The sequence below is a fragment of the Methylocystis sp. genome (assembly GCF_051061225.1).
Taxonomy (GTDB): Bacteria; Pseudomonadota; Alphaproteobacteria; order Rhizobiales; family Beijerinckiaceae; genus Methylocystis.
The window spans coordinates 1-23,196 of sequence record NZ_JBPFEB010000108.1; the positions used below are offsets into that span (position 1 = coordinate 1).

General features: G+C 58.2%; 20 protein-coding genes and 2 pseudogenes. 17 read left to right on the forward strand and 5 right to left on the reverse strand.

Annotated elements, in window-relative coordinates; all coding sequences use genetic code 11:
• From ACR652_RS19000 to ACR652_RS19020, 5 genes are all read left to right on the forward strand, one after another.
• The coding region (locus ACR652_RS19000) for a Vgb family protein (RefSeq protein WP_434508043.1) at positions 1 to 860 on the forward strand (860 nt) is incomplete at its 5' end.
• Positions 857 to 1,981, forward strand: coding sequence for a hypothetical protein (locus ACR652_RS19005; RefSeq protein ID WP_434508044.1), 1,125 nt, complete (start codon positions 857 to 859; stop codon positions 1,979 to 1,981). The genes ACR652_RS19000 and ACR652_RS19005, both read left to right, overlap by 4 nt.
• Positions 1,982 to 2,853: 872 nt before the next feature.
• Entirely contained in the window at positions 2,854 to 3,387 is a 534-nt protein-coding gene (locus ACR652_RS19010) for a hypothetical protein (RefSeq protein WP_434508045.1), read from the forward strand.
• A gap of 281 nt (positions 3,388 to 3,668) precedes the next feature.
• On the forward strand, positions 3,669 to 4,148 hold the full coding sequence (locus ACR652_RS19015) for a hypothetical protein (protein ID WP_434508046.1): 480 nt from the start codon (positions 3,669 to 3,671) through the stop codon (positions 4,146 to 4,148).
• A gap of 844 nt (positions 4,149 to 4,992) precedes the next feature.
• Complete coding sequence (locus tag ACR652_RS19020) at positions 4,993 to 7,140, forward strand: DNA topoisomerase (protein ID WP_434508047.1); 2,148 nt, start codon at positions 4,993 to 4,995, stop codon at positions 7,138 to 7,140.
• Positions 7,141 to 7,161: 21 nt separating this feature from the next.
• Here the strand turns inward: ACR652_RS19020 and ACR652_RS19025 are convergent, their stop codons facing one another.
• On the reverse strand, positions 7,162 to 7,968 hold the full coding sequence (locus ACR652_RS19025) for a DUF429 domain-containing protein (protein WP_434508048.1): 807 nt from the start codon (positions 7,966 to 7,968) through the stop codon (positions 7,162 to 7,164).
• Positions 7,969 to 8,268: 300 nt separating this feature from the next.
• On the reverse strand, positions 8,269 to 8,421 hold the full coding sequence (locus tag ACR652_RS19030) for a hypothetical protein (protein WP_434508061.1): 153 nt from the start codon (positions 8,419 to 8,421) through the stop codon (positions 8,269 to 8,271).
• Between ACR652_RS19030 and ACR652_RS19035 the strand changes: the two are divergent.
• The 4 genes and pseudogenes from ACR652_RS19035 to ACR652_RS19050 all read left to right on the forward strand — a co-directional run bounded on the left by ACR652_RS19035 (position 8,351) and on the right by ACR652_RS19050 (position 10,167).
• A pseudogene (locus ACR652_RS19035) lies at positions 8,351 to 8,703 on the forward strand (EamA family transporter). The gene ACR652_RS19030 and the pseudogene ACR652_RS19035 sit on opposite strands and share 71 nt — an antisense overlap.
• A 59-nt stretch (positions 8,704 to 8,762) precedes the next feature.
• Positions 8,763 to 9,404: a GIY-YIG nuclease family protein gene (locus ACR652_RS19040; protein WP_434508049.1), complete on the forward strand. Its 642-nt coding sequence runs from the start codon at positions 8,763 to 8,765 to the stop codon at positions 9,402 to 9,404.
• Positions 9,401 to 9,577, forward strand: coding sequence for a hypothetical protein (locus ACR652_RS19045; RefSeq protein ID WP_434508050.1), 177 nt, complete (start codon positions 9,401 to 9,403; stop codon positions 9,575 to 9,577). Before ACR652_RS19040 ends, ACR652_RS19045 begins: the two co-directional genes overlap by 4 nt.
• Positions 9,574 to 10,167, forward strand: a complete 594-nt coding sequence (locus tag ACR652_RS19050; protein ID WP_434508051.1) for a tyrosine-type recombinase/integrase — start codon at positions 9,574 to 9,576, stop codon at positions 10,165 to 10,167. The genes ACR652_RS19045 and ACR652_RS19050 overlap by 4 nt, the downstream gene beginning before the upstream one ends.
• A gap of 17 nt (positions 10,168 to 10,184) precedes the next feature.
• Here ACR652_RS19050 and ACR652_RS19055 read toward each other — a convergent pair whose 3' ends face one another.
• Both ACR652_RS19055 and ACR652_RS19060 read right to left on the reverse strand, forming a co-directional pair.
• On the reverse strand, positions 10,185 to 11,609 hold the full coding sequence (locus ACR652_RS19055; RefSeq protein ID WP_434508052.1) for a UvrD-helicase domain-containing protein: 1,425 nt from the start codon (positions 11,607 to 11,609) through the stop codon (positions 10,185 to 10,187).
• Positions 11,596 to 13,323, reverse strand: a complete 1,728-nt coding sequence (locus tag ACR652_RS19060) for an ATP-dependent nuclease (RefSeq protein ID WP_434508053.1) — start codon at positions 13,321 to 13,323, stop codon at positions 11,596 to 11,598. The genes ACR652_RS19055 and ACR652_RS19060 overlap by 14 nt, the downstream gene beginning before the upstream one ends.
• A 148-nt stretch (positions 13,324 to 13,471) precedes the next feature.
• Here ACR652_RS19060 and ACR652_RS19065 point away from each other — a divergent pair.
• The 7 genes and pseudogenes from ACR652_RS19065 to ACR652_RS19095 form a co-directional block, all read left to right on the forward strand.
• Positions 13,472 to 13,804 (forward strand): annotated as a pseudogene (locus ACR652_RS19065) (very short patch repair endonuclease); the annotation flags it as partial.
• A 75-nt stretch (positions 13,805 to 13,879) separates the two neighbouring features.
• Complete coding sequence (locus ACR652_RS19070; RefSeq protein WP_434508062.1) at positions 13,880 to 14,434, forward strand: endonuclease III domain-containing protein; 555 nt, start codon at positions 13,880 to 13,882, stop codon at positions 14,432 to 14,434.
• Between the two features lie 180 nt (positions 14,435 to 14,614).
• A complete protein-coding gene (locus ACR652_RS19075; protein WP_434508060.1) occupies positions 14,615 to 14,866 on the forward strand; it encodes a type II toxin-antitoxin system ParD family antitoxin in 252 nt (83 codons plus the stop codon).
• Positions 14,863 to 15,153 (forward strand): type II toxin-antitoxin system RelE/ParE family toxin, encoded by a 291-nt coding sequence (locus ACR652_RS19080; RefSeq protein WP_434508054.1) that lies wholly within the window; start codon positions 14,863 to 14,865, stop codon positions 15,151 to 15,153. Before ACR652_RS19075 ends, ACR652_RS19080 begins: the two co-directional genes overlap by 4 nt.
• A gap of 47 nt (positions 15,154 to 15,200) precedes the next feature.
• The gene (hsdR, locus tag ACR652_RS19085) at positions 15,201 to 17,651 is read left to right on the forward strand and encodes an EcoAI/FtnUII family type I restriction enzme subunit R (protein ID WP_434508055.1); all 2,451 of its coding nucleotides are present in this window, start codon (positions 15,201 to 15,203) and stop codon (positions 17,649 to 17,651) included.
• A gap of 3 nt (positions 17,652 to 17,654) precedes the next feature.
• The gene (locus tag ACR652_RS19090) at positions 17,655 to 19,112 is read left to right on the forward strand and encodes an N-6 DNA methylase (protein ID WP_434508056.1); all 1,458 of its coding nucleotides are present in this window, start codon (positions 17,655 to 17,657) and stop codon (positions 19,110 to 19,112) included.
• Entirely contained in the window at positions 19,109 to 20,824 is a 1,716-nt protein-coding gene (locus ACR652_RS19095; RefSeq protein ID WP_434508057.1) for a restriction endonuclease subunit S, read from the forward strand. The genes ACR652_RS19090 and ACR652_RS19095 overlap by 4 nt, the downstream gene beginning before the upstream one ends.
• A 15-nt stretch (positions 20,825 to 20,839) precedes the next feature.
• Here the strand turns inward: ACR652_RS19095 and ACR652_RS19100 are convergent, their stop codons facing one another.
• Positions 20,840 to 22,081 carry a hypothetical protein gene (locus ACR652_RS19100; protein ID WP_434508058.1) on the reverse strand — a complete coding sequence of 414 codons (1,242 nt, stop codon included), beginning with the start codon at positions 22,079 to 22,081 and terminating at the stop codon, positions 20,840 to 20,842.
• Between the two features lie 703 nt (positions 22,082 to 22,784).
• Here ACR652_RS19100 and ACR652_RS19105 point away from each other — a divergent pair.
• On the forward strand, positions 22,785 to 23,196 hold a 412-nt coding region (locus ACR652_RS19105), incomplete at its 3' end, for an ArdC-like ssDNA-binding domain-containing protein (protein ID WP_434508059.1).

A 23,196-nucleotide genomic window follows, 5' to 3' on the forward strand; every position in this document is an offset into this window, starting at 1 on the left:
GCGACGGAGCGATCTGGTACACTGGCCAAATGGCCAATCTTCTCGGGCGACTCGATCCGAAGACCGGGCAGTTCCGGGAATACCGTTTGAAAATGCCCGACTCGGGGCCGCATGGGCTGGTCGCTGACGCGACTGGCGCAATCTGGTTCACAGCAAGCTTCAAAGGCTATATCGGCAAGCTCGACCCCGCGTCCGGCGATGTTCGCGAGTTCACGCTGCCCGACCCGGCCGCTCGGGACCCGCATACCCCCGTTTTCGACCAGAAGGGAGTTCTGTGGTTCACCGTCATCGGGGGGAACATGCTCGGCCGTCTCGATCCGGCGACGGGCGAGATCAAACTCATCCCGTCACCAACAGCCGATTCGCTTCCCTATGGCTTATTGGTCAATTCCCAAGGAATTCCCTTCTTCGCCGAGTTCGGCTCAAACAAAATCGCGCGCGTCGATCCGGCGACGTTGAAGATTCAGGAATTCACCCTCCCGAACCCCGACGCGCGCCCGCGGCGGATTGCGGCGACGAGTGACGACGCCATTTGGTACACGGACTACGCCAGAGGATATCTTGGCCGCTTGGATCCGAAGACCGGCGAGGTCTCGGAGTGGCCGTCGCCACGTGGGCCAGACTCCGGCCCCTACGCGATCGCCGTCGTCGATGATGCCATTTGGTACGTCGAGTCGGCGGTCTCGCCGAACATGCTGACGCGCTTCCATCCCAAAAGCCAGACATTCGAGCGGTGGCCGATACCCTCGGGCGGTGGCGTGGTCCGCAACATGGCGCCGACGCCTGGCGGCGGGCTCGCGCTCGCATGCAGTGGGGTCAACGCGATTGCGCTCGTCGACATCACCAGGAGAGCGCAGTGAGCATACCGGTCGTGATTTCCGAGGGCAGCGAATTGCTCAAGTCGACCTATGCGCGTCGCGGCTTTCTTCCAGACGCCGATCCCCTCGCCGCGTTTCCCTTTGGCTCGCCCTACGCCGCGCTGGACGAGATCGGGCGCGACCTGCCCAGCCTGCTTTACGACAAGGGATTTCGGACCTATGCGCGCGCCCTGCATATTCCGAAGTGGAAAGACCCCGTTTCCGCCGAGACGCTGCCGCAGCTTCGTCTCTACTACGTGCGGGTGGGCTTCCTCGCTTCCGCCTATGTCAACCAGGTCGGCGAGGCGCCGGCGACGACTCTTCCCCACAACCTTGCCGGACCTCTTGTTGACGTGGCGAGGCTGCTCGGGCGCCCGCCGATCCTGAGCTATGACGGCTATGCGCTGTACAATTGGAAACGCTTCCGCAAGGATGGCCCGATCACGCTCGGCAACATCGACACCATTCAGAATTTCGTCCACCTGTACGACGAGCGTTGGTTCATCCTCGTCCATGTCGAGATCGAGGCGATTGCAGCTGAGATTCTCAGTGCGATCGCCTCTATCAAGCAGCAGTTGGCCGGTGACCGGGAAGCGGATCTCAGCGCCGAACTGTGGCGCATTGCAAACGCGGTGAGCCGACAGGTCGATGTGCTCAAGCGCATTCCCGAGCACATGGACGCCACGCTGTACTACAGGACCTTCCGGCCTTACATCCGCTTCTTCGAAAACGTGACCTATGAGGGCGTCGACCACGCCCCCATGCAGTTTCGGGGCGAGACCGGGGCGCAAAGCAGCATCATGCCGACGTTGATCGCCTTCATGAAAATTCCCCACCGCCGCTCCGCGCTCACGGATCACCTCAACGATATGCGCAACTACATGCCGGCCCAGCATCGAGCGCTGATCGAGGAGGTCGCGGCCCTGCCCGACCTTGACGCCCTTGAAGTCAAGGAGCCGTACAACGCCATCCTCGACGCGATGGCGGCCTTTCGCCGTGTCCATTACCGCTGGGCCGAAGAATATATCAGTCGCTGGACTGACGATCCGCGGGGAACCGGCGGCACCCCCTATATGGAATGGCTGCAACAGATGCTGGTCGAAACCGAGGCCCACCGCCTTTGAGCTGCAAAGGCAGGCGAGACGGAACGGCAGCGCCAGCCAAGGAGTTTGAAAATGCAAGCGATTGCTATAGACGATTACGCCAAAGCGGATCTGAGGCTGAGCGACTTAGCCCGACCCTGGTCCCGGCGACGATGAGATGCTCATGCAGGCCGGCCCGCGGGAGTTAATTACTTGGATTGGCGAATCCGCCAAGGGCAGTTGGGGCCCTTGATCTGTCCGCCCTTTCCCGAGGCCGCGACTCGGAGATCGCCGGTAAGGTTGTGTCGGGGGGCCTCATCTAGGGCAGGAGCCCCGATCTTCGGGTACAGCGAGCCAAGCGAGGCTGCGGCTATCCGGGCTTTTGGCGCAAGAGGGTTCAGCGCAGCGAGATTTCGAGCGCGGTGTTGGGGATGGGGCGTCCATCTGACGCCGAAGGGCTGGCTCTATAGTGTGTCTTGCTTGGAAGCCGCGGAAATCATCTTATGGATTGGGGAAGATAATTCGCATTGGATCGGATCAAGCGCCCGCGCTTGCCCATGCCCTTGACCCCGACTAAGCGCGCCTAGGTCAGCCACCTGATGTGGCGCATCGGAGGAAGCCTCATTGCCTTGGCAACCGGAAGGCGCCCCTCGGCATACGCACAAAGCCGATACGTTGCACCTCTGTAGGCTTTGGGCCGAGGTGGCGAACAGCGTCTTGGCCGAGACCGGCGACGAAGGCCGCGCCGTGCGCTCGGCTAACGCCGCAGTCGCAAAGGAGAGGCGGCGATCGACCCATGAAGTCATGCCCGGAAGGAACATAGACAAGGCGGGTTTCGACCGGTGATTGAAGGCTAGGCCCGCGAGCCGCTTTCGTGCGATCAATTGCAGAAGATGCAAGCTTAGGACATGTCAATGCGCCCCAGTGGACTATCCGTTATCGTCGCTTTCGCTCTCGGTTTGGCGAGCTGCGCACCTCGCTATGACTGCCGCACGAAATCAGTTCAAGACAGGCTTTTTGTCATACTGCGTGACAATTTTTACGACGTGCTCAGCAAGACGGATCAGCCCGAATTGAAGGGCTTGGCCGCGCTCGCGGGGTTCGTAGGGCTGGTCGCAGGCGTCGCCGAAATGGCCCAACCAGACGGCGTCGACGAGAAGTCCCGCTCTCGCATTCTAAACCAGCTGCGCGCCTTCCCGGAGACGGCGCGTTTCTCCCTCAATTCCTTGACCGAAGACGACAGCGAAAAATCTCGTGAGAAGCACAAGTGCAGCGCGAACGTTCATATTGAGGCGACGATCCCGGAAGAATTTGCAGATGCCCTGAGGCAGCTCCCGTTTCTAGGGATAAACGCTAAGGGGGAGGTGAGTGGCAACATCGACGTGGGCTTCACCGTCCAGCCCGACCTAAGCGGCAAAACCGATTTTGTAGTCAGAGCCAATTGGTAGACAACAAGATCGAGGCGTCAGGCCAAATGCCCGACTTATCGACATAGCCATTGACGAGCTTCATCCACCGATTTTCTAGCGTCGGCGCCAACCGCGATCGCGACCGCCCTTCGCTGTCCCACGATCAGGACGAGGCGCTTCCCCCGCGCCACGACCGTCTCTGACTAACGCCGGAAGATGCGAGCAGGGCATCAAGGAAGGCAAGGGCGCGGTCAGATGGACACGGTAGTGCCGCGCGATAATTACTCGTCATCTGGGGAAGACCGGGTAAGGAGGCTTTCATGCTGGTTCGTTCGTCCACTTTTTGGATGGGAACGCTGGTCGCGGCGATGCTCGCCGGCCACGTTTCCAACGCACATGCGCTGACAATGAAGCAATGCAGCGCCAAGTATCGAGCCGCACAAGCAGCCGGCACGCTGAGCGGGATGAAGTGGAGCGATTTCCGCAAGGCGGAATGCGGTGTGGATGCCTCCGCAGGTCCGACAAACGCGCCGGCTGCTGCACCGCCTGCACCTGCCCCCCCGACGGCGACTGCTGCGCCCCGACCCGCCGCCACTCCCGAGCATGGAGACCATAGCAACGCCGTGTTTCCGTCGGCGGTTTCATCAAAATATTCGAGCGAGCCCGCCGGCAAGGCCCGGCTGCACACTTGCCTCGATCAATATAACGCGAACAAGACCAGCAACGGCAATGGTGGCCTCAAGTGGATAGAGAAGGGCGGCGGATACTATAGCGAATGCAACAAGCGCCTGAAGGGCTAGGCGGAGGCTTTCGTGGCCACCTGATTTCGGCGCTAACATCAAATCATCTACTTTACCGTCGCTACGTACTCGCGACGAGACCGATAGACGTTGGATCGTTCCGCTTGGTGATCCGGTGCGACGCCACCGCGTAACGAACGCCGAGCACGAAATGCATGTTGTCGTTCTCTCCTACAAACGCGCGAGAGAGCAAATGCTTGACAGGCTACCAGCGCAGAAGCCAACTTTTGCATTAGAGCGGGTTCGTCGTTTTTCTGATTCCACGCTGGATTCCCGAATGGCATTCTTCTGATTTCTTCGGTCGTGGAAACGACGGAGGCGGAAGATAGAGCATGCCTACAGCCAGGACTTGCGTGATCGTGTGATTGACGCCGCGTTAAAGGGCATGTCGTCGCGCCAGACTTCGGCGCGCTTCGGGGTGGGCGACGCGACGGCGGCCGTATGAGTGCGCCGAGCGACAGACCGGCGACCGCACTGCTCACAAGCAAGGACAACCACGCCGCTCGAAGTTCGATGTCAATCTGCACCGTGAAGTCCCGGAGCATCCGCCTGACGTCGGCGTCGGGCGCGTCTTCCAGCTGGCCAAGCAGACGCCGGCCCACCTCGAGATCGGGAACAGCTTGAATATCAACCAGCGCGGTCATGGATTAGCCCCGTGGGGAAAGGCGACGCTTGCCCAAAGCCGAGGCCACAGCTCGGGCCAAGGCCGTCGGGAAAACCGCCGCGCTGACTCTACCATTGACGATTGGGCCGGCCACCTGGCCGTGGGTCCCCTCATTAGCGTTCTATATTTGTTCTAGATCTTGCGCTAGGCTTTCTGCAGGCATTCTGATTCGGCGGCCCCATGGCGACAGTGATCATTACGGAGAAGACCAGCCAAGCCAAAGACCTACGGGCCGCCCTGGGCGCGCGCTTCGGGCAAATTCTCCCGGCTGAGGGCCACCTCCTCCGCTTGGCCGAACCCGAGGAAGTTAACGCGGCATGGAAGAGTTGGTCCTGCGTCGTCCTTAATCCCGAGGGGCTCTATCCGACCCGCCCAGCCACGGGGGGAAACAAAGGGCCAAAGCTGAAAGCCATCGCCGCGGCGCTCAAGGCCTGCGACGACGTTATTCTGGCGACCGACTGTGACCGTGAAGGCCAGTTGATCGGTCAAGAAATCCTCGAACACCTCGGCTATCGCGGACGGGTGCGGCGGGCCTTGTTCACGGCGCAGGATCCGAAAACGCTGCAGCAAGCCTTCGCTCGACTGAAGCCAAACGCAGAGATGCGCCCGCTCTACGAAGCTGCGGTGGCTCGCCAGCAGGCGGATCAGATCTTCAATCTTTCGCTCACCCGCACCGCAACGAAGACGTTAGTTCCGCCAGGCGTGCGCGGGGTCATCGGTATCGGTCGAGTGAAGACGCCGACGTTGGCGATTGTCTGCCTGCGTGAACTGGAGATCCTCAATTTCCGGCCCGAAGACTATTTCGAGGTTGTGGCCGTGGCGACGGTCGCCAACGGCGACTTCTTGATGCGCCACGCGCCTTCCGCGAAATTGCGCATCAAGGAGCGCGCCCAGGCCGAGGCGATCGCAAAGGCTGCGGCGGGGTATCAGGGACCGCTGGGTGTCTTGGTCGAGGAGAAGCGACAAGCGCCGCCTCGTCTATTCGATCTTCCCTCCCTGCAGAAGACTTGCGGCCAGCGTTGGGGATGGGCAGCGGATAAGACGCTCGCCATCGCGCAGGAGCTGTATGACGGCGACGGCAAGAAATTGATCACCTATCCTCGCGCTGAGGCCCGTTACTTAAGCGAAAACCAGATCCATGACGTGGCGGCGATCGTCGCCGCGCTTACCCGCCTGCGTGGCTTTGCTCACCTTGACATCGCGTCGCCAGTGATCCGCCGGGGGAAATCGGGCCATTTCTGCGACAAAGCGCTCGAGGGCGTTTCGCATCACGCCATCGTGCCCAATGTCAACGTTCTCGACGATCTGGAGAGTCGCTTACCTCGTCTAAACGACGACGAAAAGCGCTTGTTCGCTTTGATTTGCCGGTCCTACTTGGCGGTCGTCATGCCGGATTACGAATACCGGCAGACTGTCGTGACCATGCCGGTTCCTTTGCCAAACGGGAGCGCGGCAGAGTTTCGGGCAGTCGGCCGCGTTCCTCTGCGCCTGGGATGGAAGGCAGTTTATCAGAACGGCGAGGCGGAAGCGGACTCAGAGGCGGAGCAGACGCTGCCACCCATCGATGATGGTGACGCCGCAGCCCTGTCGGAAACGAAGGTGGAGGCGAAGAGAACCCAACCTCCGCCTCGCTATAACGAAGGCACGCTGGTGGACGCTATGCAAAACGCATGGCGCTTTGTCGAAGATCCAGCTTTGCGTGACCGGCTCAAAGAAGCCAAGGGCATAGGGACCCCCGCCACCCGGGCGGAAATCATAAAGGGATTGAAGCGTCAAAACTTGCTGATCGCAGAAGGCAAGCTGGTCACGCCAACCCCTGCGGGACTTCAACTGTTCGAACTTCTGCGCAGTTCGGCTCCTGCGCTCGTCGATCCCGGCACAACGGCGCTATGGGAGATGCGTCTCGACGAGGTTGTCACCGGGAAGGCGGATTTTCGCGCGGTGATCGACGGCATCGCCGCCGTAGCCGCCGATATGATTGACGCGCTCCAAAAGCGATCGAGCGGAACCATCAATTTGAAAAGTTCCACGCAAGCTCGTCGACCCGGGAGGCGTTATACCGGAAAGACTAACAATCGGACCGAGATTAAGGGCCTGCGGCCGAGTCGAACACGGCGCCTATCGACAAACCGCCGAGCAACGACAAACAAGGATATCGGCTCAGTCGCGAACGCTGAAGGCGCGAGAGATGGAAAACGGAAAGCGCCTACTGCGAAAATGGTCGCCTACGCGCAGACGATCGCGCGCAATAAGAAGGCGCCCTTGCCTGAGGGCTATCAGCAGGATTTTGACGCATGTCGGCGCTTTCTTGATGAGCATGCGAAATAACAGGATCGCGACAGCGCGAATCTATCGAGAAGTGTGAGCATGAGGAATCCAGATTGCAGAGTCTCGATCGCCAAATGGCGTTGCATGGCCCTCTAGAGCGCGAATTGCGACCCAGGCGCAAACGATTGCGTCCAGCTTATCCTCGACTTTCTTCAGATCGGCGACACGCGTGCCAGAGGCAAGCGAAAGGGAGGGCATTTTTTCTCGGACGCCAGCTATCTGCTTGTCCAGCAGTTCAAGGATATACGCCCAGACTTCAAAAAGGCGCTCTCGCCGCTTGATTGCGTCGAGGGTCGGCCAGTATCGGCGTGTCTTCGAGACCTTGTAGCATAACCGTTCGGGCGCATTGGCGAGCTCCACCAGAGCTGGGTGAGGATAAACCTCGATAAGCCCCGGTGTTCCGACGGAGTCGGTCTGCAGGGGGAAGCCGGCCTCGGCAAATCCTTTTGTGAGTTCGTCACTAATGCGTCCTGGCCGAATGCTGCTCGGACTATGGGTTCCGCATCGACGTGCGCCATAGGTGCCCGAGACGGCATTATCCGAAGTGCGACGCCCGGAGATTGGATGACGCGCGAGAGGCATATCAATCGCTACAAGATCCGGCAGGAAACCACAGAGTTGTCGCGATGACTCGAGCAGTCGAATTGGATCTGGGCTATTGTCATTCGGGAAAGCCTCAGACCCATCTGCGAGAGCATAAAAATCTTGGTAGGAGGGGGCGACGGCAACCAAGCGCCACGGCGCGCCCGCATTGGTCTGACTTGCCAGCGCCACGCCGCTCGCTTGGGTCAGCGTCCAAGCCGCATCAATCCCTAGCACCGCCCGCATTCTAAAATCTCGCATTACCCCCGGACCGAATTCTCAGGTAGCTAGGATGAAGCCAAGCCGCCGATAGGCGTAGCGATGGTAATCTACACTTGAAAGTCCGTCATCAGGCGAGCGTCGCGAGAATTAAGGGAGAAGAGCCAGGGCGAGGCAACTGACGCGGATTCGTAAATTCAACCCCAGGCAGCCAGCTTGAAGCAAGAGTAATTTGTTCTCGGCTAGTGCCGTGTGCATAAGTCAGTGTGTTGCGGGTGCAAAAGTATGTGCGAAACAGCGGGCCGAAATGGCGTCCGCGGCATCTCGTCAGCCGGGGGGACCTATGAAATTTGTCGGCTTCTGGCAGCTCTGGGCTTTGCTTTCCGCCGCCTTTGCCGCTTTGACCGCAATCTTTGCGAAAATCGGCATCGAAGGCGTCAATTCGGATTTTGCCACTTTCATCCGCACGATCGTCATCATCTGCGCGCTTGCCGTCTTCCTCTTAGCGACGGACCAATGGCAGCAATTCAGTTCGGTTTCGGGCCGCAGTTACCTGGTCTGGCGACCGGTGCGTAGTGGGTCTGCTACTTCCGCGCCCTCAAGATCGGCAAGGCTGCGCAAGTGGCGCCGATCGATAAGCTCAGCGTCGTCCTGGTCGCCATCTTCGGAGTGCTCATCCTCGGGGAGCGCCCGACCGTTCCCAATTGGATCGGTATCGCCCTGATCGCGGCCGGCGCGATCCTTGTCGCCTATCGGGGGTAACTGCTAATTTGCCGAGCTATATGTGATAATGTCCTTTATCAAATATTCGGAAGCTCGTTATGGATGCACCCCGCCCAGAACCCGATGAGGTCGTTCAAGGCCTCGAAACTACCTCGGACAAGATTCGGGCGCTCGCCCGCGCGGGATACCTGCGGAGTGAGATCAGCAAATTTTTGGACATCCGCTATCAGCACGTTCGCAAGGTGCTGCTCGACGCTGGCATCGAGGGCGGGCTTAAGCGCAATGTCCAATTCGAGCGGCCGCCCGTCGAGATTGAGAGCGTCCCTGAAGTTCAGGGACCCACATCATGGGACGCATTGATCCAGGGCGGCTTTCAGGACCTCGGTGAGTGGCTTCCCAGCGACGACGGCGAGTTTGAACTGAGCGCCCAGGCCCCCACCGCTCCCGGCGTGTACGCCTTCGTCGTTGATGGCTGGGTTCGATATGTCGGACTGAGCCAGACAGGCCTCCGCACGCGCATGAGTCACTATCGGCGCGGCCATGTACGTCAAAAAACGAGCGCTCGCGTGAAAGGCCTCATCAAGGCCGCGCTTGCCGAGGGAAAACAGGTCAAGGTTCTTATCGCCGTGCCGGAAGAAGGCAGCCAATGGAATGGGCTGCCGATCAATATCGCGGCCGGACTTGAAGCAGGGTTGATCCGAATGATCCGTCCCGAGTGGAACATCCTGGGGGCGTCGTGAACCAGCTCGTTCCCGTCAACTCCCAGGTTCTTGCGCTCGTTCGTTCTGCCGGTGAGCGCGCCCAGACCCGCTTCTGGGAATTCTTCGTCAACAACATCCGCAACCCGCACACGCGGCGCGCCTATGGCCGTTCGATCGGCGAATTCCTCGCCTGGTGCGAGCAGCGCGCGTGAAAGTCGGCAAGACGCCGGTGCTCGATCCGGAGGAGGCGCGCACTTTGCTCGACAGCATCGACGTGACGACGGCCGTCGGCAAGCGGGATCGCGCTCTCATTGCGCTCATGGTCTATTCCTTCGCGCGCGTCGGCGCAGCGCTCGCCATGAAGGTGGAAGACGTTTACGTGCAGAACCGCCGGCTTTGGGTGTGGCTGCATGAGAAGGGCGGCAAGCGCCATGAAATGCCCTGCCACCACAATCTGGAGACTTATTTGCACGTCTATATTGATGGCTGCTGCCTGGCTGGCGATCCAAAGGCGCACTTGTTTCGGACGATCGGGCGTGGGACCGGCGAGCTGACCCTCACCCCCCTGCCCCAGGCGAATGCTTACGTCATGATCCGCCGCCGCGCTTTAGCGGCCGGTATTGGCACCAAGATCGGAAACCACAGCTTCCGAGCCACGGGCATCACCGCGTATCTCAAAAACGGCGACACTCTTGAGAAAGCCTCCAGCATGGCGAACCATGCCTCGACCCGCACGACACAGCTCTACGATCGGCGGCGCGACGAAATGAGCCTCGATGAGGTGGAACGGGTGGTGATTTGAGACGCGTTTAAAAAAGCCTACATGGCCGGGTTTAGTATCGGCGCGCGCGAACAGACCACGATCCGTTTCGAGCCGCGGGTCATCGCCACGTAAAGGTTCCGCGCGTTGAGGTCGTGGGCATTCAGGATCACGGCGACTTCCGCTTCGAGCCCTTTAAGCAGGAGCGTGCTCCCGACCGCCCGACGTGGCAACGGGCGGCCCAGAAGCCGGTTCTGCTCACGCATGTGGAGGGCGGCCTCGTGAAAGGTCTTTCCATCAGGACCGTCGCACATGTCCAGCGCCCGCAGGCAGGCCTGAAAGACGGCGGGGCGAAATACCCGCACACCGATTTCCTTGTTCATCTCCACCAGCAGCGCCGCGACGCGCTTGTGCGTGGGGTCAGCGAGAAAGTCGATGGCCGTTCGTTCTGTCGCAGAAGCCTCTCGACGCTCGGCTCCGCGCGTGATGGTGTCTACACGACGCACGAGGTCCGCAGCTCCGACGTTCGTCATGATTTCTTCCGCAAAGGAAGCAACCTTTACGAGGGCATCGCCTGCATTAAGATCAAAGCCAGCAGCAAAGTTTACGAGATCGCGTAGATCGACGGCCTCTACAGTGATGGCCCCGGGCGTCTGACTCGCGAAACGCCGCTGGCTGCTCGGATTGGTGCTTTCCCCAATAATCAGAACGGAGCCTTTGCCTGCGGGAGGTCTTGTCTTGCACGCTTCTAGAAGTTTTGGATGGTCTCTCGAAGTCCCTTCGAGCGGGACCCACGTGACGTGAGCCGGCAATGTGCGCAGGTCGACGGGCGTTCTGGCGATAAGTTTAGCGCGGGCGTCGAGTAGCCATTGCCCTAGGGCTTCCGCACCCGAGTTGATCCAGCGCCATGGCGTATCGAGCACGCCGACGGCCGTGAAATATCCGCAGACATGTTTGTCCCACTCGGCTAGCGGGTCGTCGCCGAAGCCGAAGATCGCTTGCATGTCGTCGCCCATCACGCAGACAGGCAGACAGGAGGAGGCGTAGTAGACGATCGCATGCTGCCGGATCGAACAATCTTGATATTCGTCAACGAGCAGGTGCGCATAGCTCGCTGCAATCACGTCGTTGATGTGCCGGTTCTTAAGGAGGTTTGCAGCGGCGGCCCGTATCGCTGGGTAATTAGGCCGCGCCCCAGTGACGATGGCCGGGTTGTGTCCTGCCCTTTCCGGAAATGTCGTGATGAGGCGGATCGCCCAGCCGTCAATAGTCGAAAGTCTGTAGGCAGAAGGCTTCACGCCGGCTTTGTCGAGGCGTGCGCGCAGGGCGACCACGCCGGCATTTGTATGCGTCAGGATCAGGACAGGCTTCGGTGAGCTATGGCTCCTCAGGGCATCAGCAATGAGTTGGGTCTTGCCACAGCCCGCCGGAGCGACAACCAGCCCGCGCCTGATGGTTAGAAGGTCGATGTCAGCGGGTGCCATTCGAAATCCACTGGAAAATCCCCTCCATGAATTGGCCAAGCGCCGGGTCGGCGTGAGCGAGGTCTGGACCGACGAGGTCGTGAGCCGCTTCTTCCATGATGCTGACGGATTTGAACCAGCCTTTCGTTCCTTTATACCGGGCAGCTTTGCCTAGGATAGCACGGCTCTCCGGTGAAATTTCGGCAGTGCATTCAGCCCGAATGGCGGCAAGGTCCTTCGTGTTCTGTGAGGCGGATTTGATGTGGTCATTCACGAGCGATTCTTCCTTCGCCGCAACCGCGAGGTCGAGCAGTTTCGCCACGGTCTGCGACCCTACGCTCAGGAAGAGTTCGTCTTCCAGGGCTCGCCCATCACGCCAGCGAAACGTCTGGCCGCCTGCGTCGACAAATTTCGCTTCGAGCTCTGGAGTAGGATGAACGTCACTATCGCGCATCGCGGCAACCCGGTAGCCGAGCGACTGAAAGGCAAGGGCACGGCTGAAAAGCTCGTTGCCGCCCCCATCGACGAGTGCACAGCCACACGCTGCGATGGGCGGATGACCGTTTGCCGCTCGCAATCGGTCAAGGCCGCGGATCAAGCCGACTTCGCTCGCACCTTCGCAAACAAACACCGTCTTCGCGAGAAGCGCGTCCGGATATTTTCTGATCGTGCCCTGAACGTCGCTTTGGAGGCCAACCGCTAAGGCATGGTGATTGTCTCCGTGCTGTCGCAAGACGAAAAGCTGGTCAGCCGACAGCTCCCGCACTGCTACCGGAGAATGCGTGGTCATGAAAACCTGGAGTGGCGGAGACTTGTCCTTCGCGCCGAGGGCGGCGAGCAGCATTAGGATGCGATGCGGCTCCAGCCCATGCTCCAGTTCATCGATAAGAATGATTGAGGCCTGCGTCGCCGCCTGGCGTTGGATGCCAGCGATCAGGAGACGCGTTGAACCGAGGCCAAGGCCGCGTAGTGGAACACCCCATTCATCGTGGAGCGAAATCGCGCCGCCGGCGAAGGACACCGATGCCGCGTCGAGCAACGCCTTTGCTTCCGCACCGATAGGGATACCAAGATCCTTTGCCGCCTTTGTGACAGCCGCGAGCGCTTGAGCCAGTTGCGCGCTGCCTCCCGCGCCAACAAAGGCGGCCCGAACATCACGGGCGGCCTTGGCCAACTCTTTCGAGATGTCGGCGCGTTCGTCTGACAAGCGGTTGAGTATCGAGCCGCGCCGCCAACTTAGATTTTTGTCGTTGATCGCCCCTAGACGTGTCGGTGAGAGTCGGACGCGGTCAGCCCAGTTCAAGGAACGCGATTGTCCCTGGGCGGCGGCGCGGCTAGAAACTAGCGACCATTGGGGCTCGAGATCGTTCTCGACGAGCAATTGCACGATAAGAACAGTTTCGTGGCCTGCTTCAGGCTCCGACAATATCTGGCCAGAAGCGGCGTCGAAGCCGCAAAGGTAAAGCCCATAGGTATCGATATTTTTCAGCTCGTCGGGCAGGGTACCGAGCGTCACGCAGATGCGAACGGGTTTTTCGATGTCGAGGCCACAGAAATCCGAGTCAGTCATTTGCAGCGAGCGTCGCGCGCCGATGCAGTAATCAATCGCGTCCAGAACTGTTGATTTCCCGCTGTCGCCAGACCCGATGAGGCAATTAACCCCTTCGCGCGGCTGCCACTTAAGAGCTTTCACACCGCGGAAATTCTCGATCTCGATGGCTCTAATTGTCGTCATGTTCCCGGATCATTTCCTAGGCTGAATGCTTCGAAGATTAAGACAATTGACGACATTTGTCTTAAGAAGATCATTATCGGACTTCGCAAAAGCTAGAGCTTTTGCAATGGTAACAGCGAGAGGCTTCGCAGCCCCCAGTAACCCACCCATGGTCGATAGGCTTACACCGGAACAGCGCAGCGACCTCATGCGCAAGGTGCGGGGGAAAGACCCGGCTCCCGAAATGATCGTTCGTCGCCTCACGCATGGAGCCGGGTTCCGCTTTCGCCTTCATCGCAAAGACCTACCGGGAAAGCCAGACCGGTGTTTCCCGGCTCGCCGGAAGGTGATCTTCGTCCACGGCTGCTTCTGGCACGGCCACCACTGCAAATTTGGACGCTTCCCCAAGTCACGCCCCGAGTACTGGCTTCCCAAGATAGCTCGGAATCCGGAACGCGATACGGCAGCCGTCGCCACCCTTGCCGCGCTCGGTTGGAAGGTCCACCGCGTTCAAGATGCAGGCAGGGCGTGGGCGGGAGCGAAGGCTTTCAACGACAAACATGGAGATCCCCGTGACGTGAGCAAGCTGTGGCGGTGGCTATCGACAATTGATAGCTTAAAATTAGTAGATGCGCTGCGACACGGAAACAATGGAAGTGTGTTGGTTCCATACTACAATAATTATGCTAAGCTGCTTCCCGCAACCGCGAATATACTTTTAGAGAAATACGGCGGAGATCCGAAAAACATTTGGAAAAATGGGAATATAAGCGAAGTTAGAAGGCGATTGGAGGAATTGCCGGGCATCGGACCGAAATTGAGTCGAATGGCGATGCTTATTTTGCTGAGGGATCACGGGATATTTGGAAAAGACGCTCTTCCCGGCCTCGACGTTGCGCCTGACACGCATGTTATCTGCGTCTTTAAACGATCCGGCCTCATACCACGGACCGGAGCCAAAAACAGGGCCGTCGCTGCCGCGATAACCGCTGCAAGAGAGCTGCATCCGACCTTCCCTGGCGAGCTTGACCCCCCTGCATTTATAATTGGATCAAATTGGTGCCACCCAAGCAACCCAAATTGCGAGGAATGCCCCCTTGTTAAAGACTGCCCACGAAAAGGGCTCGTTTGAGTAAAGCTGTCGCGATGAAATAGCTGCACGCGGAAAGTCAACCGGGCCTCGCCGAATGGCTGTAGTCCAACATAACGTCCTTTATGTTGCGTTAATTTATTACAAAGTTCAAGCTACGGCGGCTCTCCCGGATTGCGCCTTGTACCAAATATTGGTATATTATTCGGCGGAGGATTCATGATGGCCAAAAACACATCTTTCGTCATCGGCGATCACTTCGCTTCGTTCGTCGAAGCGCAGGTCGCCGCCGGACGCTACGGCTCAGCTAGCGACGTGGTCCGCGCGGGCCTTCGGCTCTTGGAAGAACAGGAAACGAAGATCGCCGCACTCCGCGCAGCGCTCATCGAGGGCGAGACAAGCGGCGCGTCGACGCCCTTCGATTTTGAGGCGTTCATCGCGCGTAAGCGTGCGGACGACGCCCCGCATCCATGAAGCGTTTTACGCTCTCTCCACGGGCTCAGGCCGATATCGAGGACATCTGGGACTATACAGTCGAGCACTGGAACGTTGACCAGGCCGAGGTCTACCTTCGCAAAATCAAGGCGGCGATCGAAGCCGTCGCCGATGAGCCTCGCCTTGGCCGGCCTTGCGATGAGGTGCGCGCCGGTTATCGGAAATATCCGGCCGCCTCGCATGTGCTCTTTTACCGGATGACGCCGGAGAGTATCGATATTGTGCGCGTTCTGCACAAACACATGGACTTCGAACGTCATCTATGAGGAAGCGCCTTCTCTGATTAATCAAACGCAATACTAAAGAAGAAACTATGGACAAGAAGGCCCTCAGCGAATCCGACATTTGCGCCAAGTGCATCACGCCGGCTGTCATTCAGGCCGGCTGGGATGAGGCAACCCAGATTCGTCGCGAGGTCTCTTTCACCAAGGGCCGCATCATTGTTCGCGGCAAGCTGGTCACGCGCGGCAAGGCGAAACGCGCCGATTACGTCCTCTATTACCAGCACTTCCCCATTGCGCTGATCGAGGCCAAGGACAACACCAGCGCGGTCGGCGACGGAATGCAGCAGGCTCTGGATTACGCGCTTACCTTGGATATTCCCTTTGTGTTTTCATCTAATGGCGACGGCTTTGTGTTCCATGATCGCACCGGCCTCAGCGCCCAACGCGAAACCACTCTTCAGCTTGAAGCATTCCCCGGCCCCGCCGACCTTTGGACGAAATACCGCGCATGGAAAGGACTAGCCGCCGAGCAGGAAAAGATCATCCTGCAACCCTATTACGACGACGGTAGCGGCAAGGAACCCCGCTACTATCAGCGCAACGCCATAAACGCCGCCATTGAGGCCATCAGCAAAGGGCAAAACCGCATTTTGCTCGTTATGGCCACGGGCACCGGCAAAACCTACACCGCTTTTCAGATCATTTGGCGACTTTGGAAGGCCGGGCAGAAAAAACGCATCCTCTTTTTAGCCGACCGCAATGTGCTGGTCGATCAGACCATGGTCAACGACTTCCGCCCTTTTGGCGCGGCCATGGCCAAGCTCAGCACCGCAGCCAAAACCATTGAGCGGGCTGATGGGAGCATGGAAGTCCTTACGACGGCGATCGACAAAACCCGTCGCATCGACACCGCCTATGAAATCTATCTCGGCCTCTATCAAGCGATCACCGGTCCCGAAGAACGCCAGAAGCTGTTTCGCGAGTTTTCACCCGGCTTCTTCGACCTCATTGTCATCGACGAATGTCACCGGGGCAGCGCCGCTGAAGACTCGGCCTGGCGCGAAATCCTCCAACACTTTTCGGCGGCCACCCAGGTTGGCCTTACGGCCACGCCCAAAGAAACCGAGTATGTTTCGAACATCCATTACTTCGGCAAGCCTGTTTACACCTACACGCTGAAGCAGGGCATTCGGGACGGCTTCCTGGCTCCCTACAAGGTCATCAAGGTCCATCTCAACGTGGACGTGGAAGGCTATCGCCCTCAACAAGGCGAGGTCGATGAGTATGGCCACGAAATCGAAGACCGCATCTATAACCAGAAGGACTTCGACAAAAACCTGGTGATCGACGAGCGCACCAAGTGCGTCGCCAAATGGGTGTCAGACTACCTTAAACAGAGCGGCGACCGATTCCAGAAAACGATAGTCTTTTGTGTCGATACCGAGCATGCCGCCCGCATGCGCCAGGCTCTCGTCAACGAGAACCAGGACCTGGTCGACCAGAACGCCCGCTACGCCATGCGTATCACCGGCAATGACGCTGAAGGGCAGGCCCAGATTGGTAACTTTATTGACCCGGAATCAAAATATCCGGTCATCGTCACCACGTCCCGCCTGCTTTCTACAGGGGTCGACGCGCAAACCTGCCGGTTGATCGTTCTCGATCGTGAAATCGGCTCCATGACTGAATTCAAGCAGATTATCGGTCGCGGGACGCGCGTCCATGAAGAGACCAAGAAATATTACTTTACCGTCATCGATTTCCGCAAAGCCACCAATCACTTTGCCGATCCAGACTTTGACGGCGAGCCAGTCCAGATTTACGAACCCGGCGAGGGCGATCCTGTGACGCCGCCGGATAATGCGCCGCCGGCTGGCGACGAAGACCCCATTCCCGCGCAGCCAGGCGCAGACGAAACCGTGGTGGACGAGCCACCCGACATCACCCTGCCCCCAGGTACGCCGACCCCTCCGGCCAAGTTCTATATCAAAGGGAAGCCGGTCACGGTCCTCACCGAGCGCGTCGAATATCTCGACGAAAGCGGCAAGCTGGTCACCGAGTCCCTCCGCGATTACACGCGCAAGGCTATTCGCGAACACTACGCAAGCCTCGATGAATTCCTGCGTCGCTGGAAATCCGCCGAGCGCAAGGAAGCCGTCATCGACGAGTTGGCGCAGGAGGGCCTGTTCTTAGAGCCGCTCATGGAAGAGGTTGGCAAGGACCTCGACCCCTTCGACTTGATTTGCCACATCGCATTTGATCAGCCGCCGCTGACGCGGCGTGATCGCGCCAACAATGTGCGCAAGCGTGACGTGTTCACCAAGTACGGCCCGCAAGCTCGCGCTGTCCTGGAAGCGTTGCTCGCCAAGTATCAAGACGAAGGCGTCGTGATCGGCCTCGATAACGTCAAGATACTGGAAATCCCACCTTTCAATGCTATGGGAACCCCGTTCCAACTCATCCAGGAATTCGGTTCCCGAGCCAGCTTTGAAAAGGCTGTCCACGAATTACAATCCGCCCTCTACGAAAGAGTTGCCTAACCTATGTCAGCAAGAACGGTCGTCAAATCTATTCAAGACATTATGCGGCAGGACGTTGGCGTCGACGGCGACGCTCAACGCCTCTCCCAACTTTGCTGGATGTTCTTTCTCAAGATCATCGACGACCAAGATCGACAACTGGAGGTGATGCAAGACGACTACCGGTCGCCCATCCCGGAAGCCCTGCAATGGCGAACCTGGGCGGCCGACCCGGAAGGCATCACCGGCGAGGCCATGCTGACCTTCGTCAACACAGAGTTATTCCCCAGGCTCAAAGAACTTCCAACCACGGGAGCCAACGCCAACCGAGCCCGCGTGGTGCGGAGCGTGTTCGAGGACGCTTATAACTACATGAAATCTGGCCAGCTTATGCGCCAGGTCATCAACAAAATCAGCGGCGTGGATTTCAACAATCTGGCCGAGCGCAAGCACTTCGGCGACATTTACGAACAATTGCTCAACGACCTACAAAGCGCGGGCAATGCGGGGGAATATTACACCCCACGCGCCCTCACCTCCTTCATGGTGGACCGCACCGATCCTAGGCCAGGCGAAATCCTTTTGGACCCTTCCTGCGGCACCGGGGGGTTTCTCACCTGTGCCATTCGCCATATGCGCGACCACTATGTGAAGAAGGTCGAGGATGAGCAGAACATGCAGGCCAGCTTGCGGGCCGTGGAGAAAAAACAGCTTCCGCACATGCTCTGCGTTACCAATATGCTGTTGCACGGGATCGAAGACCCGAGCTTCGTGCGTCACGACAACACCCTTGCGCGGCCATATATCAGCTACGGCCAAGCCGACCGCGTGGATATCATCCTCACAAATCCACCGTTTGGTGGAAAAGAGGAAGACGGCATCGAGTCCAACTTTCCTCCGCACTTCCGCACCAAGGAAACCGCCGACCTCTTCCTCGCCTTGTTTATCCGCCTCCTGAAGCCAGGCGGTCGCGCCGCGATCGTTTTGCCCGACGGCTCGCTATTTGGCGAGGGTGTGAAAACCAGGCTCAAGGAGCATTTGCTCGAAGAGTGTAACCTCCACACGATCGTGCGTCTGCCCAACAGCGTGTTCAAACCTTACGCCAGCATCGGCACTAACCTGCTGTTTTTCGAAAAGGGCGAACCAACGAAGGAAGTCTGGTTCTATGAGCACCGTGTCCCCGAAAGCCAAAAGGCTTACTCGATGACGAAGCCCATCAGGTTCGAGCATTTCCAAGATTGCGTTGATTGGTGGGGCGGAACGAAACGGACTGGACGCCGGGAAACCGAAGTCGCGTGGAAAGTGAGCATCGACGAGATCAAGGCCCGCAACTACAACCTCGACTTCAAAAACCCCCATACCGTCGCCGATGACCACGGTGATCCGGAGGAACTGCTTGAAGCGCTTACTGCGGCTGAGGCGGAGACGGGTCGCTTGCGCGAGCAGTTGAAGACGATCCTCGCCGAGGCGCTTGCACGATGAACGCGGAACGTCTGCTCGAAGGGTTCAATCTCCTCGGAGACGAGCCGGAAACAGTTCAACAGCTTCGGAAGCTGATTGTTGCTCTAGCCGTCGCGGGCAAGCTCACGTCGACGAGTGAGACAACCTCTGATGCGATAGCCTTGATGAAGCTCATTGAGGACAGGCAACATGAGCTCATCCGGAAGGGGCAATTACGCAAGCAAAGTAAGGCAGATAAAGTTACCGCTGACGACTTGCCGAGGGGCTTCTTGAGCCCGGAGAATTTTGTTCGCCTCGGTTCTATCGCGCGAATCGAGAAAGGCCTGACCGGCATCATGAAGGCCAAATCCGGGCCTTATCCACTGGTTGTCACGGCAGAGGAGCGTGCAAGCTGCGATCATTTTGACTTTGATGGCGCGGCCGCAATTGTTCCCTTGGTATCTTCAGCAGGACACGGAAAGGCCAGCCTTCAAAGGCTGCATTATCAGGAAGGCAAATTTGCTCTTGGAACCATTCTTGCCGCTGTTTTTCCGCACGCGCCCGACCTTATCTCGGCTCGCTTCCTGTTCGAATATCTGACGGCTTTCAAGGAAGAATTGCTGGTTTCGCAGATGATTGGAACGGCCAATGTCTCTTTGAGCCTCGGCAAGGTTTCTGACGTTCCTGTGCCACTCGTCTCACCGTCCGTGCAAAGAAAGGTCGATGAGTTGATGGCTCTATGCGACCGGCTGGAGGAGGCGCGGACAGGGCGAGAGACACTGCGTGACCGACTAGCGGCGGCGAGCCTGGCCCGTCTCAATGTAACCGATCCGGACACCTTTCATGACGATGCCCGCTTCGCACTCGACGTTCTCCCGGCCATCACCACACGCCCTGACCAGATCAAGCAACTACGCCAAACCATCCTGAACCTTGCCGTGCGTGGCAAGCTCGTGCCGCAAGATCCAAAGGACGAGGCGGTGAATAAAGCCATAGAAAGGGCACAGCTAGAAAAAGAATCAATGAACCGCGGACTAACTCGTGTCACAAGATCTTCTAACCGCTATAGAGAGTTGCCGGCACCAAATATAATAGGATTGTTTACGCTGCCCGCATCTTGGCAGTGGGTATGCTGGGAAAGCATTCTAGCTTCCGGAGACGGAGCCTTTAAACGCGGCCCTTTTGGTAGCGCCTTAACCAAAGCGATTTTTGTCAATTCTGGTTATAAAGTTTACGAGCAATATTGCCCCATTAATGATGATTGTTCGTTTGCGCGTTATTATATAACGCCAGAGAAATTCGCTGACCTAAAGAGTTTTGCTGTTAAGGCAGGTGATTTTCTTATCAGTTGTTCTGGCGTGACATTGGGTCGTATAACGCAGGTTCCAGATAAATACGAAGAAGGTGTTATAAACCAAGCATTGCTTAGAGTAAGAACCGACAAGCGGCTTATTGAAGATGCGTTCTTCAAGATGCTATTTCGTTCTCCGTATTTTCAGCAGAAAATATTCAGCAACTCCACAGGAATGGCGATACCAAATGTTAAAGGTGTTGCGGAGTTGAAGGCAATTCCACTCCCCCTTCCACCCCTCTCCGAACAACGCCGCATCGTCGCCAGGGTTGATGAGCTGATGGCGCTCTGCGACCGATTGGAGGCTAGCCTTGCTTCGGGTAACGATATCCGCGGCCGCCTGCTTGAAGCGTTCCTCGTCGAAGCGTTGGCACCGCATGAAGGGCACGAGCAAGCTGCGTGAGTGGACGCATACCATTCAAGAATGGGATGCGGTCGATGGAACATCAAAGGCCATCACAGTTACAATCACCTCACGACTTCCATCATCCTTCTGGCCAAACACGTATCGGAATTGCGTTTCACTGTTGATTTTCGGACCAGTCTTGAATTGCGGATGAGCAAGTGCGGCGGCCTTTATTTTTTCGAGAACGTCGGTGAACCCCTTGTTGCGATTGAATATGATGACGGCCGTCTTTGTGTCACGCCAAGATAGATAGGAAAGCAGCTGATCGAGCGTTTCGGCGAAACTTTTTTCACCGCGCCAGAATTTGCACTCTGCAATAAAAATATTTCGGCCCTCGGCTCGGATTAGGATGTCTGTTTTCCCTTGATAATTGAAGGTTTCTCCAGTCGCTTGCCCTTCATATTGTCCATTGAGTTGCACGAGAAAGTGCTGACGGATGTCTTCCTCACCCATCGTTGCGAAAGATGAGGGGCTGCGTTCCATGACGTGGGTCATGTTGGTAATCACACCAAGAATGTTGGCATATTCTGTTTCGTCGAGCACTGGCTCTGGCTTGAACGGGACGGTGCTCGCAGGGGGAAGGCGTGGCTGAATCTTTCTACGCACATTCGGTGCAACATAAGTCTGTGGCGCGTCCGCGCGTTTCTTTAAGGGGAAGCCAAGCCCAGCAACGAGTGATTGATCGGCAAGAAGCTTCCCGCGTCGTTGCTCTAAGTGACCTTTTGCGATCTGGCGGATCGACGCATTGAAGGGGTCAATGCTTGATCTCAGCCAATTGAGATGCTGCTTTACCGCGTCGAGCTGTTGCGTTAGCCCATTCTTCACTTGTTCCGCATTCAGCTGTGCGCCTTCAATTTGCAAAACCAATAAACCGTCCTTGACTTCACCCCGTGGCAGCACGGACGACCATGTACTTGGCTTCACCCGGAAGAGGCCCGCATCTCCAGTAAAGGGAACCGATAATTCCACGGCCGTTCCGGTCATAATGAGCGGCCCGCTGTCAAAATGACCATATCGGAAGCTGTCATGAACCTCGACTTGTGTCTCACGCTGGTCGGCGACGATTTCGCCCTCGTGCAGTTCGGGCGTCTCCAAGCGAAAAGTGTTCTCAAAATAGCCGCATAGGTCTTCGATTGAGGACGACAGAACGCGGTTAATGTCGAGCGCGTTTATTGCCTCTTTGATCTGAAGCTTTTGATGCTCAACAACGGCGAAAATATCCGATCCATGAAACAGATAATCGTCTTTCCGCATGCACGATACCCTCATCTCCGTCGTCAGCTGGCGTCTTTCGCCTGACAAATAATCATGCCGCTGCAATTGTCAGTTCGGCTTCAACAGTGTCCTCATCGGCCTCGACATCCTCACCTTCTTCCTGAACGCTGCCGGTATAGGCAGGTGATGGAGCCGCCGAGCTGTTCAGCTTTGCTGCTACACAACTATGCAACGCGTTGATTTTACGAACGCCTATAGCGCATGGCTAGAACTATTTCAGCGCATCCACCCGCACAAACGCACGGTCGCGGGCTGGGCGAAACCGAGGCCCCCTACCCGGTTTCGGCCTTTTCGGCTCCCGCCTCTAGGGCAAGCGCGCCCGTCTTCGCCACCTATCCACACGTTTTGGGTCCCCGCCACGCTACGCCCGGCTGAATTCCCCCCCCTATTGCGATCGTAGATCACGGTGCAGGTGGCGCGCGGGAACGTCTCCGCCGCCTTTTCTTCACGGTTCGCCCGCGTGCGGTCCACAAGCGGCCTCTGATGTGGGGACGTTGACCGGTCCCGCCGAGCGGTCAACGCGGCTCGCTTCCGCGCTGCGCTTGTCCAGCTCCGCCCCGCTTTGCGGCGCGCCCCCTTTTGGAGATGGGGCGCGGCGTTTGATCCCTCGGCTCATTGGTCCCGGTCCCCCTGCCCCCACGAGGCCGCAATCGCGCGGCCCGCGAAACAAGGGGGAACCGCCATGAAGGATCAACGCTTCGACATTCACCAACACATCACCAATCAGATCATTGCCGCGATCGAAAACGGCGCGGGAGAATTCCGCCTCCCCTGGCACCGTGCCGCCGGCAACATCATTCGCCCCGTCAATATCGCCTCGAAGAACGCCTATCGCGGCGTGAACGTCCTCACCCTCTGGGCCGCCGCCGATGCTTCCGGCTACAGCTCCGGCACCTGGGGCACCTACAAGCAATGGGCCGGGGCTGGTGCTCAGGTTCGTAAGGGCGAGAAAGCTGTCAATGGCACCCGAAATTTCCCCACTTTTGGCGAACGAAAATTCCCCAGTCTGGCGGGTCGGGCGATCAGCCTGCGAGGTGATCAGCGCCTCCGTTTTTGGGCGGCCGTCCGCGGCGTTTCAGGGTCGCCGGGACAGG

Excerpts from the sequence above, each read along its gene's own strand:
- ACR652_RS19010 (WP_434508045.1), top strand. The coding sequence starts at position 2,854 with ATGCGCCCCAGTGGACTATCCGTTATCGTCGCTTTCGCTCTCGGTTTG.
- ACR652_RS19015 (WP_434508046.1), top strand. The coding sequence starts at position 3,669 with ATGCTGGTTCGTTCGTCCACTTTTTGGATGGGAACGCTGGTCGCGGCG.
- ACR652_RS19020 (WP_434508047.1), top strand. The coding sequence starts at position 4,993 with ATGGCGACAGTGATCATTACGGAGAAGACCAGCCAAGCCAAAGACCTA.
- ACR652_RS19025 (WP_434508048.1), bottom strand. The coding sequence starts at position 7,968 with ATGCGGGCGGTGCTAGGGATTGATGCGGCTTGGACGCTGACCCAAGCG.
- ACR652_RS19030 (WP_434508061.1), bottom strand. The coding sequence starts at position 8,421 with ATGATGACGATCGTGCGGATGAAAGTGGCAAAATCCGAATTGACGCCT.
- ACR652_RS19040 (WP_434508049.1), top strand. The coding sequence starts at position 8,763 with ATGGATGCACCCCGCCCAGAACCCGATGAGGTCGTTCAAGGCCTCGAA.
- ACR652_RS19055 (WP_434508052.1), bottom strand. The coding sequence starts at position 11,609 with ATGGCACCCGCTGACATCGACCTTCTAACCATCAGGCGCGGGCTGGTT.
- ACR652_RS19060 (WP_434508053.1), bottom strand. The coding sequence starts at position 13,323 with ATGACGACAATTAGAGCCATCGAGATCGAGAATTTCCGCGGTGTGAAA.
- ACR652_RS19075 (WP_434508060.1), top strand. The coding sequence starts at position 14,615 with ATGGCCAAAAACACATCTTTCGTCATCGGCGATCACTTCGCTTCGTTC.
- ACR652_RS19080 (WP_434508054.1), top strand. The coding sequence starts at position 14,863 with ATGAAGCGTTTTACGCTCTCTCCACGGGCTCAGGCCGATATCGAGGAC.
- hsdR (WP_434508055.1), top strand. The coding sequence starts at position 15,201 with ATGGACAAGAAGGCCCTCAGCGAATCCGACATTTGCGCCAAGTGCATC.
- ACR652_RS19090 (WP_434508056.1), top strand. The coding sequence starts at position 17,655 with ATGTCAGCAAGAACGGTCGTCAAATCTATTCAAGACATTATGCGGCAG.
- ACR652_RS19095 (WP_434508057.1), top strand. The coding sequence starts at position 19,109 with ATGAACGCGGAACGTCTGCTCGAAGGGTTCAATCTCCTCGGAGACGAG.
- ACR652_RS19100 (WP_434508058.1), bottom strand. The coding sequence starts at position 22,081 with ATGCGGAAAGACGATTATCTGTTTCATGGATCGGATATTTTCGCCGTT.